The following is an 11298-nucleotide window of genomic DNA, read 5'->3' on the forward strand; positions in this document are numbered from 1 at the left end:
CCATCCCCGGACTCCCCGGCCGCCGTCTCCGATGGCTAGCTGTCCAGCTCCTCTTTCACGCCGGCGGTGCCCATGGTCACCAGGCGATCGGCCGCGCGGCGGGCCCACTCGGAGCCGGGATAGCTCTCCACCAGCTTCTGGTAGTAGCTCTTGGCCTCGGCACGGAAGACCTTGATGCGCTCGTTGCTGAATTCCTCGGAGTCCTTGGAGTACTGCTTGATCTGCTCCTTGGTGAGGTCCTTCAGATCCTCCTTCTGGAGCTTGACGGCGTAGTCCTTGTTGAACTGGGTCAGCTCCTCCGGGGTCAGCAGGCGCTGGCGCAGGGCCTCGCCCAGGTAGAAGTAGGCGCGCTCGCGGTCCACATAGTCGGGGTAGGTCTCCAGCAGGGACTTCAGCCGCCGCTCGGCACCCGGGTAGTAGTAGGTGTTCACATAGAACACGCCCACGATCAGCTCGTGCTCGGCGATGCGCCGCCAGCACTGCAGGATCTTGGCCCGGGCCTCGCCGGCGTAGGGGCTGCCGGGGGCCTCCGCCAGCAGCACCTGGAAGCCGTCCAGGGCCTTGCGGGTCTCCGCCTGGTCGCGCTCGGCCCCCTCGATGGAGGAGAAGTGGCAGAGGGCGCGATGGTAGAGGGCGTAGTCCCGCAGCTCATGGCGGGGGAAGTAGTTCAGGAAGCTCGCGTACTCGACTTCGGCCTCGGGGTAGCTGGGACTCGGCTGGAAGAAGTAGCTGTCGCCCAGCATGAGCTTGGCCTTGGGGAACTCGGGGGAGCCGGGCAGGTACTGCTCCAGGTGGCGGAGGGTGAGCCGGGCGTCATTGAACTTCCCCTGCTTCAGCTGCTTGTCCGCCGTGGCCAGCAGTTCCGAGGACTGGATGGTCTTGTCGATGCCCTTCGGCTTGCGGCAGCCCAGGCCCAGGCCCGCCAAGGCGGCGGTCAGGGTGAGGGCGATGAGGATGCGCTTCATGCGGACTCCGGGGACAACACTTCAGACATGGCGGGACGATGGGAAGGGTTCCAGGGGCGGTGGGAAGGATTCCAGGCCTGGTGCAGCTTCTCGAGCCAGGGTTCGGCCAGGGCCTGGGCTTGGGTCCGGTGCCGGTCGTGGAACACTTCGTGGTAGAAGGCGGGCAGGCGGTGGCGTTCCAGCAGCCCGGGCTTCACGGCGGACCAGAGTTCCTCCGAGGCGTCGGGATCCACCACGGTGTCCGTGCCGGACTCCAGCAGCAGGATGGGCCGGTCCAGCTCGTGCCCCAGGGGCAGCAGCTCGGCCCGGCCCTCCTCCAGGGCGGCGCCGAAGGCGGCGGTGGCCCAGCGGTGGCAGAGGGGGTCGGTTTCGTAGCGCTGGACGATGACCGGGTCGGAGCAGACCTGACTCTTGTCCCCGTGGAGCTGGATGGGGCGGTGGGGCATCACCCAGCGCAGCACCCGGGAGAGCAGGATCAGCGCCTTGGAATTGGACCTCACGGCCACGCTGGGGCTGGAGAGGATCAGGCCGTCGAGGGTGTCGGCATGCCAGAGCAGGGTCAACAGGGCCACCAGACCCCCGAAGCTGTGGCCCAGGACCACCTGGGGGCAGACCGGCAGGGGCGGCATGGGGACGCCGTCCACCACCCGGGCCGTGGCCCCGGTGCGCTCCGCATCGTGGCGGCGCTCCTGGCGCAGAAAGAGGGCGAAGTCGTCCACGAAGGCGCGGATGCCACCGGCGGCGTCGCCCCGGATGCCGCCGGAGCGGCCGAAGCCACTGTGATCCAGGCTGGAGACGGACCAGCCGAGGCCGTGCAGCCAGTGGGCCGTGTGCCGGTACCGCTCGCCGTGTTCGCCATAACCATGGGAAATCACGACCCGGCCCTTGGGCTCGGGGTGCTCCCAGCGCGCCCAGGCCAGGGGCAGGCCGCCGTGGCCGGTCAGGACCCCACGCAAGGTGGGCTCCAGGTCGGCAGGGATCACGGGGATGAACTCAGGCATCCCCCCAGAATACCGTGAGCCTGGAATCCCACGGATTGCATTAAAGTTGAAGGTTCCCCGGCGCCGAACCTGGGGCCGGAGAGGCGGATGATGGATTTCGAGACCCTGGTGCGAGCCAAGAACGAGCTGGAGCCCCGCGTCCAGCAGTTGGTCGCCCACCTTGATCCGGAGCGCAAGGCCCTGGAGCTGGAACAGATCGAGGAGCGCACCACGGCTCCGGGGTTCTGGGATGATCCCGACGCCGCCAAGCCCCTCCTCCAGAAGCGGGGCTCCATCACCAACGACATCGCCCTGGCGAAGCGCCTGTCGGGCGGGATCGAGGACCTGGACACCGGGTTGGAGCTCGCCCGGGAAGACGCGGACATGCTGGCGGAAGTCGAGACCGTCGAGGCCGACCTCCGCAAGGCGGTGGAGGATGCCGAGCTGCGCATGATGCTCAGCGGCGACCTGGACAGCAACCACGCCATCGTGGCCATCGCGCCCGGGGCCGGCGGCACCGAGAGCCAGGACTGGGCCGCCATGCTCCTGCGCATGTACCTTCGCTTCTGCGAATCCAAGGGCTGGGCCACGGAGATGATCGACTACCAGGACGGGGAGGAGGCCGGCATCAAGGGCGCCACCTTCATCGTCGATGCGCCATTCTCGTACGGCTACCTGCGGGCCGAGGCTGGCGTCCACCGCCTGGTGCGCATCAGCCCCTTCGATTCCGCCAAGCGCCGCCACACCAGCTTCGCGGCGGTGTATGTGAGCCCCGAGCTGGACGACACCATCAATGTGGACATCCCCGAGAAGGATCTGAAGATCGATGTCTTCCGCGCCAGTGGCGCCGGCGGCCAGCATGTGAACCGCACCGAATCCGCCGTGCGCTTCACCCACCTGCCCACGGGCATCGTCGTGAGCTGCCAGAACGAGCGCAGCCAGATCAAGAACCGCGCGACGGCCCTGAAGGTGCTGCAGGGCCGGCTGTACGAACTCGAGCAGCGGAAGTTCCTGGACAAGGTGGCCGCGGCCAGCGGCGACAAGGCCGATGTGGCCTGGGGCAGCCAGATCCGAAGCTATGTGCTGCAGCCCTACCAGATGGTGAAGGACCACCGCACCGGCGAGGAGACCAGCCAGACCCAGAAGGTGCTGGACGGGGACATCGATGCCTTCATCCGCACCCAGCTGCTGGCCAAGAGCCTGAAGGCCGAGGGCTGAGGACCGGGACTACTCGCCCTTGGCGATCCGGGTCTGCTCGTCCTTCGGCAGCCGGAAGACCCAGCGGCCGGTGACGCGGTCCCAGAGGTCGAAGCAGCAGAGCCAGTTCAGGAGGCCGGCGATCATCACATAGGTGGCGCCGTATTCCTGCGTGAGGGTGCGCACGGGCTCGGTGCCCGCGCCGCCGAAGGCCCAGGCGAAGGCGCCGTAGATGGGGCCGATGCCCCCCGTGGCGAGAGCCCCCAGGGTGGGCAGCCAGGCCCCGGCCACGGGCACGAAGACGCCGCCCTTCACGCCATCCACGGCCCCGTACTGCATCTGGAGGGCGCCCAGGACGCAGAAGAGCAGCCAGACCCCGAAGAAGGCCTTGGCCCGGCCCTTCTCTCCGATCATCCAGTAGCCGGCCCCCGGCACCAGCCATTGCATCAGCAGCGGCTTCCAGGCGGCCTTCAGCGCCTTCTGCTTGCGGAGGGGCATGGGCAGTCGCAGGACGGGCTTTTCGTCGGTCATGGCCCCAGATTACCCCAGAATCGGACGGCTTCCCGCCCACCCGGAAGCTCACCTCCCGGGCACCTTCCGCCCTAGGATGGTGATTGACCATGCCGCGACTCCGTCCCATTCTCCCGCTCAGGGCCAGGATCACGCTCCTGGTCACCCTGATCCTGGGCTTGGCCCTCGTCGTCACCGCCGCCATGGTGGACTGGCGGATGGCCCGTCAGACCCGGGAGACCCTGGGCGACAAGGTCGTCCTGCTGTCCCGCATCACAGCCGAGGCCGAGGTGGTGCGCGATGGCCTGGTGGGCCTCCGTCCCCTGGGCGAGGTGCAGGACTACGCCGAACGCATCCGCACCGAAGCCGGCGTGGACTATGTCGTGGTCATCGACATGAACGGCCTGCGGCTCTCGCACCCCAACCGCGCCCTCCTCGGGGCCCGGTTCGCCGGCGGGGATGATGCGGGCGTCTACCAGGGGCGCTCCTACCTGTCTGTCGCCAAGGGCACGCTGGGCATCTCCCTGCGGGCCTTCACGCCCGTGTGGAAGGGGGATCGGCAGGTGGGGGCCGTGGCCGTGGGCATTCTCCAGTCGGGCGTGGACCGTACGGTGGTGAGCCTGCGGAAGCGCATCGTCCTGGGGGGGATCATCGGTTTCGCGGCGGGAATCCTGGGGGCCATGTACCTCGCGGGCCGGATCAAGAAGATCCTCCTGGGGATGGAGCCCCAGGAAATCTCGACCCTGCTCCAGCAGCGCAGCGCCATGCTGCATTCGGTGCGGGAGGGCATCATCGGGGTGAACCGGGACCTGGTGGTCACCATCGTCAATGAGGAGGCGTTGCGTCTCTTTGCGATGGCGGGGAGCCACGGCGAGCTGGTGGGCCATCCGGTGGAGGAGGTCCTCCCCAGTTCGAGGCTCCGCACCGTGATCGAGACGGGGCAGGCGGAATACGACCAGGAGGGGGACATCCTGGGATTGAAGATCCTGACGAACCGGGTCCCGGTGGTGGTCGAGGGGCGCATCACCGGGGCCCTGGCCACCTTCCGCGACATCACAGAGATGAACCGGCTGGCGGAGCAGCTGACGGGAGTCCGCTTCTATGCCGACGCCCTTCGGGCCCAGACCCACGAGTTCATGAACAAGCTGCATGTGATCCTCGGCCTGGTGCGGCTGGAGGAGTACGAGCGGCTCAAGACCTTCATCACCGGAGTGGCGGGCCGCCTGGACGATGAGGTGGGCTTCGTGGTCCAGCGGATCAAGGATCCCGTCGTCGCGGGCTTCCTGCTCGCCCGCTTCTCGTCGACGCGGGAACAGAACATCCTCATGACCTTGGATCAGGACGCTTCACTGCCCCCCTGCCCGGACGATTCGGTCTCCCATGACCTCGTCACGGTCCTCGGCAACCTGTTGGAGAACGCGGTCGAGGCGATCGGGGAGGGACCCCGCCGGGAGATCCAGGTCTCCCTCCGTCCCGAGGGCACCCAGCTGCACCTGTCCGTCCAGGACAGCGGCCCGGGCTTGCCCGAGGAAATCCTGGCCCGGGCCTTCACGCTGGGATTCTCCACCAAGGGCGAGAACCGCGGCTTCGGGCTGTGGCAGGCGGCCCGGACCATCGAGGCCCGGGGCGGCCGGCTGGTGGGCCGGAACCGGGAGGAGGGGGGCGCGGTCTTCACCGCCTCGCTGAACCTGTTTCCGGGGGAGGAGCCATGATCCGGGTGCTGCTGGTCGAAGACGATCCCATGGTGGCGGAACTGAACCGGATGTACCTGAGCCGGATGGGCGGCTTCGAGATCGTGGCGTCCGTGCGGAGCGCCCCCGAGGCGCTGGCGCTGCTCCAGGAGCGCCCGGTGGACCTGCTGCTGCTGGACATCTTCATGCCCGGGCAGAGCGGCATCGACCTCATGCGCGAGATCCGGAAGCAGGCCCTGGATGCGGATGTGATCTTCGTGACCGCCGCCCGGGACACGGCGACCATCGACCGGGCCCTGAAGCTGGGCGCGGTGGACTACCTCATCAAGCCCTTCGAGTTCGAGCGTCTCAAGCAGGCGCTCGAAGACTACCGCGAGACCCGGCACATGATCCGGCGCGGAGAGAGCCTCGACCAGAGCGCGTTGGACCGGCGCCTGGGTCGGCGGCCCATGGAGGACCGGAAGGCGGAGGGCCTTCCGAAGGGGCTCGACCGGAACACCCTGGACAAAGTGTTGAAGGCCATCGGCGCCTGGCCGGAGCCGACCCCCTGGTTCACCGCCGAGGAGATCGGCCAGCTGGTGGGCATCTCCCGGGTCTCCGTGCGGAAGTACTTCGAGTTCCTGAGCACGCTGAAAGTGCTGCGCATGGAACCCGGGTACGGCACCGGCGGTCGCCCGGTCCACCGCTTCCAGCTTCAGAAGGCCTACCTGCGGGAGGCCCAGCGGTTCTTGTGAACCGCTTGCCAGGCTTCGCTTTCAAAAGTTCCAATTCCCGGAATCAACTTCCAGAACGGCCGTGCCGCGTCCGGGCCATTCAGAATTGGGAAACCTACCCGTCGGTCATGTGAGCAGTGCGCCTGCTCGGCAATCGGGGCATCCCCCGGTTTTCGCCTCGACCTCCGGCATCTTTCCCACCGCGTTTCCATCCGGCCCCCATCGGGGCCGCCTTTCACTCATGCCTGGATCTTCTGAAAGGACCATCCATGTTCAAGCGAGCGGCATCAAAACTGTACAACTGGGTCGCGCTCATGATCGTTCTCGGTGCGCTGCTGGGGCACTTCTACCCTGGCGTGGCCGTGAAAATGCAACCCCTGGCCGACGGCTTCATCGCCCTCATCAAGATGCTCATCCCGCCGGTGATCCTCTGCAGCGTGGTGCTGGGCATCGCAGGCTCCGGCAGCATCAAGAAGGCCGGGCGCGTCGGTGGGAAGGCCATCCTGTACTTCGAGATCGTCAGCACGCTGGCGCTGGTGATCGGCCTCGTCATGGCCAATGTGTTCGGGCCCGGACGGAGCTTCCATGCCGACCCCTCCAAGCTCGACCCCAAGCTGGTGGCCGGATATGTCGCCCAGGCGCAGCACCTGACCATCACGGATCACCTCTTGAAGATGATCCCCAAGACGATGTTCAGCGCCTTTACCGATGGCGACATCCTCCAGGTGCTGCTGATCTCCGTGCTGCTCGGGTTCTCCGTCGCGGCCCTCAGCGAGAAGCACAAGGCGCCCCTCATCGGCTTCCTGGAGAATGTGAGCAAGATGTTCTTCGGCGTCATGCACCAGATCCTCTACCTCGCCCCCATCGGCGCCGGTGCGGCCATCGCCTACACCATCGGCAAGTTCGGCCTGAAGTCGCTGATCCCCATGGCGCAGCTCATCTTCCTCTTCTACGCGACCTGCGCCGTCTTCATTTTCGTGGTGCTCGGGCTCATCGCGCGGTTGGCGGGTTTCAACATCTTCAAGGTGGTGGGCTACATCAAGGATGAGCTCCTGCTGGTCATGGCCACCAGCTCTTCCGAGTCCGCGCTGATCCCCCTGATGGAGAAGATGGAGAAGCTCGGCCTCTCCAAGTCCATCGTCGGGCTGGTGATCCCCACCGGCTACTCGTTCAACCTGGACGGCACGAACATCTACATGACGCTGGCGTCGCTCTTCATCGCCCAGGCGCTGGGCATCGAGCTCACGCTGGGCCAGCAGATGGGCATCCTCGTGGTGGCGATGATCACCAGCAAGGGAGCCGCCGGCGTCACCGGCTCCGGGTTCATCACCCTGGCGGCCACCCTGGCGGTGGTCCCCGGCATCCCCGTGGCCGGCATGGCGCTCATCCTCGGCATCGACAAGTTCATGTCCGAGGCCCGCGCCATCACCAACCACATCGGCAACTGCATTGCCGCCGTCGTGATGGCCAGCTGGGAGAAGGAACTGGACTGGGACAAGTTCCACGCCACCCTCGGCAAGCCCGCCGAGGCGGCCGTTCCCGCAGCCGAGATCCCGGTCCTGGCCAACGAGATGGAGTAGGCCTCTGGCCTGGAGGAGACGCGGGGGCTCCGGCCCCCGCTTTTTCGTCATGCAGTGCCTCAGACTCGTCTGTTGTGAACGGCAGCAGCGCGATGCGAAGGACGAAGCGAGTCGCGAAGCGTGCCCGCAACAGCACGAAGGCCGCCCAGGGGCGGCCTTCGACTTCGAACAGGTAAGGAAAGAACGACTAATCCGTGGCGAACGGCAGCAGCGCGATGTTGCGCGCGCGCTTGATGGCTTCCACGAGGGCGCGCTGATGAACCGCACACACGCCGCTGGTGCGGCGGGGCAGCACCTTGCCGCGCTCGGGGGTGAAGGCCTGGAGGGTCTTCACATCCTTGTAGTCGATCATGAGGGACTTCTCGACGCAGAACTTGCAGAACTTGGCGCGTCGGCCCCCAAAAGCCTTCTTCTTCTTGGGCTTGCCCTTCTTGGCGTCGCTGCGGCGCTTCATCCCATCACCTCTTCAGCGGAGCGTTCCTTGATGCCGGCCTGGGCCTTGCGCTTCGCTTCGCGCTCGATGCGCTGCTTGGCGCGACCCGCGGCCTTTTCAGCCTCGTCCATGCGGACGCTCAGGTACTTGATGACCGAATCGTGGTTGCGGAAGCGGCGCTCCAGCTCGGCGATGAGGTCGGGTCCGGCGTTCATCTCGAAGAGCGTGTAATAGCCCTCGCTGAACTTCTGGACTTCGTAGGCCAGCTTCTTGCGGCCCCACTTGTCGGTCTTGAGCAGCTCGCCACCCTGCTCGGCAATGATCCCCTCGAACTGCTTGACGAGCTCATCGCTCTGCTCGTCCGTCAGCGTGGGGGAGGCGATGAAGATGGTCTCGTAATGACGCATCTGTCCTCCTTGTGGATGTGAAGCCCCCTATGGATTCCAGGGAGCAAGGAAGAGCCCTCCAGCGGAGGACGCGAAGGAACAGTTTCGCGTGGAAAGGCTTGGAAATCAATGGAAAGTCTGGAGTCAGGCCTCCCAGAACTCCGCCGGATTCACCTGGTTCGCCAGGCTGCCCAGGTCCTCCGCGGCACCCAGCCGTTCCAGGAAGCGGGCGAAGGGCGCGTCCTGGCGTTCCAGGCGCTCCCATTCAGGGTCGGTCCAGTGGCCCAACACGAAATCCACGAGGGGCCGCTGAAAGGGCCCGATGCCGAGGCGCAGGCGGGCGATGTCCTGGGTGCCCAGGCACTCGAAGACCGAACGCAGACCGTTGTGGCCGCCATCCGAGCCGTTCAGGCGGAACCGCCCTGTCCCCAGGGGCAGGTCCTTGTCGTCGTAGAGCAGGATCAGGCGGCGGGGATAGATTCCGGCGCTCTCCGCCTGGGCGCAGGCCTCTCCCGAGAGGTTCATGTAGGTGTTGGGGACCAGGGCCTGCAGGTGGTCCGTCAGGGGATAGAGGGCTCCGGAGGGAAACCGTCTCGAGGGCACCGGAGCCAGATTCCGGTCCGCCATCCAGCGCTGAAGCAGCAGGCGGCCGAGGTTGTGACGGGTGTCCTGGTAGTCAGGGCCCGGATTTCCGAGGGGTACCAAGGTCCACATGAGCTGATGCATCCCGAGTCGTGAGGTCCCAGTCTTCAGCAAACGCGGTGGGCGCCGCAAGGCGCCCACCGGGGAGGGGGCCCCAGGCTCAGTGCTGGTGGTGGGATTCAGCCCTGGGCGTCTCGGCAGTCACGGCATGGACACCGCCGGCCGCCGCGCGGTAGGCGCCCTCCACATAGTGGAGGAAGTCCACATAGGCGGCCACGGCCCGGCGGCCCGCCGCCAGGTCCACGGATTGCGTGCCCTGGGCCGCGCGGGCCTGCTTGAAGCGGGCCTCGAGCCCGGGCTTGAGGACGCCGTGCATGAGGTCGAACACGGGCTTGAGGTCGCCGGAGGCCAGGGCCTTGTCGGCGGCGGGGATGGCAGGGCCGAGGTCCAGGCCCGCGGGCTTGAGGCCCGTGTAGGGGGCGCCTTCGCCCGCGCGGTGCACCCGGACGAGGGTCTCGAAGAAGTAAGCGTCCGCCAGGTCCTTGGCCTCGGTCCCGAGGGCGCGGACCGCGAGGGTGCGTGCGAAGGCGGCGCGGATCTGGGGCTCGTCATCCGGTTTCACCCAGACCAGGACCGGGCCCGCATCGCCCTTGGCGAGGGCTTTCCGGGCGGCCACGACCACGGGGCCGTCGAGGGCGTCGCAATGGGCCTGGAGCGGCCAGGCGGAGAGGGCGAGCAGGGCGGTGACCCATAGTGTGGGGAGAGCGGACAGTCGCATGGCGTTCCTTTCAGGTGGAGGACCGCGGGGGTCAAGGGACGGGTGGGGGATCCAGGAGGACGAGGAGGGTGTCGCAGGCTTCGTCCGCTTCGGCGCTGCGGGCTCCCCCCGTGGCCTGGGAGAAGACCAGGTTCATGAGGACGCGAAGACCACGGGGAGCAGGGCCTTGGGGGTGAGATCCGACCGGATGGCCCCCTGGGCCTGGGCGGCCTCCAGGGCCGCGAGGAGGAAGGTCCGGGTCCGGGTGACGAGGCCCCGGAGGCGCCGGGCGGCCGGATCCGGCAGCGCCATGGCGAACTGTTCTGAGAGCATGAGGCGTCCGATGCCCTGGCGGCCTCCGATCACCTGCGCCCGGGCCCGGAGCAGGGCCAGCAGTCGCTGGAGGGGCGGGTCCGTGTCGGGGGGGAAAGTCTCGAGGATCAGTTCCTCCACCCGGAGGGCCACGGCCTCCAGGATCTCGTTGCGATCCGCGAAGTGGCGGAAGGGGGCGCCGCTGCTCACGCCCAGTTCCTGGGCCAGGGCATTCGTGGTCAGGGCGGCGATGCCCCGCTCGCCGATGATGCGAAGGGCGGCATCCGCGATTTCGGTGCGCTTGGGGGTGAGTTCCAGGGGCGATCGGGCCATGGTTCGAATGTAAGTAAGTAATTACTTTTGGTCAAGCCCATAAAAACGGGCACCGTGAGGTGCCCGTTTTTGGGGAGTCCGGAACTACTTCTTCTCTTCCTTCTTGCCCTTCTTGGCCACTTCGGGCTCGGCGGCGGCGGCGGGGGCGGCGGCGACTTCCTCCTCGGGGGCCTTGCCGCGGACGGAGCAGACCGTCTGGTGGGCATCGCCGATGAGGACGATGTTCGGCACGAGGGTGATCTGCTCGAAGCGGATGCTATCACCGATGTTGAGGTTGCTCACATCCACATCGATGTGGCCGGGGATGATGCTGGGGAGGCACTCGATCTCGATCTCGCGGTGGGTGAAGTCGAGGACGCCGCCCATGCTCTTCACACCGATGGAGGTGCCGGCCAGGCGCACGGGCACCTTCACGCGCACCTTGTGGGTCATGTCCACGCGCATGAAGTCGACATGGCGGAGGCGGCTGGTGATGGGGTCGCGCTGCAGATCCTTGATGATCACATGGCGCTTGATGTCGGTGCCTTCGCGCTGGAGGAACATGACCGAGTTCATGCCGGCGTCGCTGGCCAGCACGCGGGCCACGGCCTTGGGGCTGATGGCGATGGCGATGGGGGGCTCATTCAGACCGTAGACCACGGCCGGGATCATGCCGCTCTTCTTCAGGTCGCGGATGGCGGCCTTGCCGAAGGTTTCGCGCTTGGGGACGATCAGGACTTCCTGGGACATGGGTTCCTCCTACCTGGCAGCCCCGGCATGGGCCTGGCTGCCCTCTCGTTGGTGATGGGTCCGGGCGGAC

General features: G+C 67.0%; 13 protein-coding genes. 4 read left to right on the plus strand and 9 right to left on the minus strand.

Annotated elements, in window-relative coordinates; genetic code table 11:
- Positions 1-35: 35 nt before the first annotated feature.
- The gene (gene bamD, locus QZ647_RS00670; RefSeq protein ID WP_286354273.1) at positions 36-965 is read right to left on the minus strand and encodes an outer membrane protein assembly factor BamD; all 930 of its coding nucleotides are present in this window, start codon (positions 963-965) and stop codon (positions 36-38) included.
- Entirely contained in the window at positions 962-1966 is a 1005-nt protein-coding gene (locus tag QZ647_RS00675; RefSeq protein ID WP_291270339.1) for an alpha/beta hydrolase, read from the minus strand. Before QZ647_RS00675 ends, bamD begins: the two co-directional genes overlap by 4 nt.
- 90 nt (positions 1967-2056) lie before the next feature.
- Between QZ647_RS00675 and prfB the strand changes: the two genes are divergently transcribed.
- On the plus strand, positions 2057-3163 hold the full coding sequence (gene prfB / locus QZ647_RS00680) for a peptide chain release factor 2 (RefSeq protein WP_291270340.1): 1107 nt from the start codon (positions 2057-2059) through the stop codon (positions 3161-3163).
- A 9-nt stretch (positions 3164-3172) separates the two neighbouring features.
- Here prfB and QZ647_RS00685 read toward each other — a convergent pair whose 3' ends face one another.
- On the minus strand, positions 3173-3673 hold the full coding sequence (locus QZ647_RS00685) for a DUF6677 family protein (RefSeq protein WP_291270341.1): 501 nt from the start codon (positions 3671-3673) through the stop codon (positions 3173-3175).
- A gap of 89 nt (positions 3674-3762) precedes the next feature.
- On the opposite strand from QZ647_RS00685, the gene dcuS reads away from it, so the two are divergent.
- The 3 genes from dcuS to dctA all read left to right on the plus strand — a co-directional run bounded on the left by dcuS (position 3763) and on the right by dctA (position 7636).
- On the plus strand, positions 3763-5364 hold the full coding sequence (dcuS, locus tag QZ647_RS00690) for a DcuS/MalK family sensor histidine kinase (protein WP_291270342.1): 1602 nt from the start codon (positions 3763-3765) through the stop codon (positions 5362-5364).
- The gene (locus tag QZ647_RS00695; RefSeq protein WP_291270343.1) at positions 5361-6077 is read left to right on the plus strand and encodes a response regulator; all 717 of its coding nucleotides are present in this window, start codon (positions 5361-5363) and stop codon (positions 6075-6077) included. Before dcuS ends, QZ647_RS00695 begins: the two co-directional genes overlap by 4 nt.
- Positions 6078-6325: 248 nt before the next feature.
- Complete coding sequence (dctA, locus tag QZ647_RS00700; RefSeq protein ID WP_291270344.1) at positions 6326-7636, plus strand: C4-dicarboxylate transporter DctA; 1311 nt, start codon at positions 6326-6328, stop codon at positions 7634-7636.
- A 187-nt stretch (positions 7637-7823) separates the two neighbouring features.
- On the opposite strand, the gene rpsR is transcribed toward dctA, so the two are convergent.
- The 6 genes from rpsR to QZ647_RS00730 form a co-directional block, all read right to left on the minus strand.
- A complete protein-coding gene (gene rpsR / locus QZ647_RS00705; RefSeq protein WP_291270345.1) occupies positions 7824-8090 on the minus strand; it encodes a 30S ribosomal protein S18 in 267 nt (88 codons plus the stop codon).
- Positions 8087-8476: a 30S ribosomal protein S6 gene (gene rpsF, locus QZ647_RS00710; RefSeq protein WP_243288344.1), complete on the minus strand. Its 390-nt coding sequence runs from the start codon at positions 8474-8476 to the stop codon at positions 8087-8089. Before rpsF ends, rpsR begins: the two co-directional genes overlap by 4 nt.
- Positions 8477-8599: 123 nt before the next feature.
- The gene (gene pth / locus QZ647_RS00715) at positions 8600-9181 is read right to left on the minus strand and encodes an aminoacyl-tRNA hydrolase (RefSeq protein ID WP_291270346.1); all 582 of its coding nucleotides are present in this window, start codon (positions 9179-9181) and stop codon (positions 8600-8602) included.
- A gap of 76 nt (positions 9182-9257) precedes the next feature.
- The gene (locus tag QZ647_RS00720) at positions 9258-9875 is read right to left on the minus strand and encodes a DUF6448 family protein (RefSeq protein WP_291270347.1); all 618 of its coding nucleotides are present in this window, start codon (positions 9873-9875) and stop codon (positions 9258-9260) included.
- 132 nt (positions 9876-10007) lie between these two features.
- Positions 10008-10499, minus strand: a complete 492-nt coding sequence (locus tag QZ647_RS00725; protein WP_291270348.1) for a helix-turn-helix domain-containing protein — start codon at positions 10497-10499, stop codon at positions 10008-10010.
- A gap of 84 nt (positions 10500-10583) precedes the next feature.
- A complete protein-coding gene (locus QZ647_RS00730; RefSeq protein WP_291270349.1) occupies positions 10584-11228 on the minus strand; it encodes a 50S ribosomal protein L25 in 645 nt (214 codons plus the stop codon).
- Positions 11229-11298 lie beyond the last annotated feature (70 nt).

It is taken from the genome of Geothrix sp. (assembly GCF_020622065.1).
In the GTDB taxonomy this organism is placed as follows: Bacteria; Acidobacteriota; Holophagae; order Holophagales; family Holophagaceae; genus Geothrix.

What these genes read in the sequence shown, in the direction of transcription:
- pth (WP_291270346.1), bottom strand. Translation starts at nt 9,181, where the DNA reads ATGCATCAGCTCATGTGGACCTTGGTACCCCTCGGAAATCCGGGCCCT.
- QZ647_RS00695 (WP_291270343.1), top strand. Translation starts at nt 5,361, where the DNA reads ATGATCCGGGTGCTGCTGGTCGAAGACGATCCCATGGTGGCGGAACTG.
- QZ647_RS00720 (WP_291270347.1), bottom strand. Translation starts at nt 9,875, where the DNA reads ATGCGACTGTCCGCTCTCCCCACACTATGGGTCACCGCCCTGCTCGCC.
- QZ647_RS00730 (WP_291270349.1), bottom strand. Translation starts at nt 11,228, where the DNA reads ATGTCCCAGGAAGTCCTGATCGTCCCCAAGCGCGAAACCTTCGGCAAG.
- prfB (WP_291270340.1), top strand. Translation starts at nt 2,057, where the DNA reads ATGGATTTCGAGACCCTGGTGCGAGCCAAGAACGAGCTGGAGCCCCGC.
- QZ647_RS00725 (WP_291270348.1), bottom strand. Translation starts at nt 10,499, where the DNA reads ATGGCCCGATCGCCCCTGGAACTCACCCCCAAGCGCACCGAAATCGCG.
- QZ647_RS00675 (WP_291270339.1), bottom strand. Translation starts at nt 1,966, where the DNA reads ATGCCTGAGTTCATCCCCGTGATCCCTGCCGACCTGGAGCCCACCTTG.
- rpsF (WP_243288344.1), bottom strand. Translation starts at nt 8,476, where the DNA reads ATGCGTCATTACGAGACCATCTTCATCGCCTCCCCCACGCTGACGGAC.
- dctA (WP_291270344.1), top strand. Translation starts at nt 6,326, where the DNA reads ATGTTCAAGCGAGCGGCATCAAAACTGTACAACTGGGTCGCGCTCATG.
- dcuS (WP_291270342.1), top strand. Translation starts at nt 3,763, where the DNA reads ATGCCGCGACTCCGTCCCATTCTCCCGCTCAGGGCCAGGATCACGCTC.
- bamD (WP_286354273.1), bottom strand. Translation starts at nt 965, where the DNA reads ATGAAGCGCATCCTCATCGCCCTCACCCTGACCGCCGCCTTGGCGGGC.
- rpsR (WP_291270345.1), bottom strand. Translation starts at nt 8,090, where the DNA reads ATGAAGCGCCGCAGCGACGCCAAGAAGGGCAAGCCCAAGAAGAAGAAG.
- QZ647_RS00685 (WP_291270341.1), bottom strand. Translation starts at nt 3,673, where the DNA reads ATGACCGACGAAAAGCCCGTCCTGCGACTGCCCATGCCCCTCCGCAAG.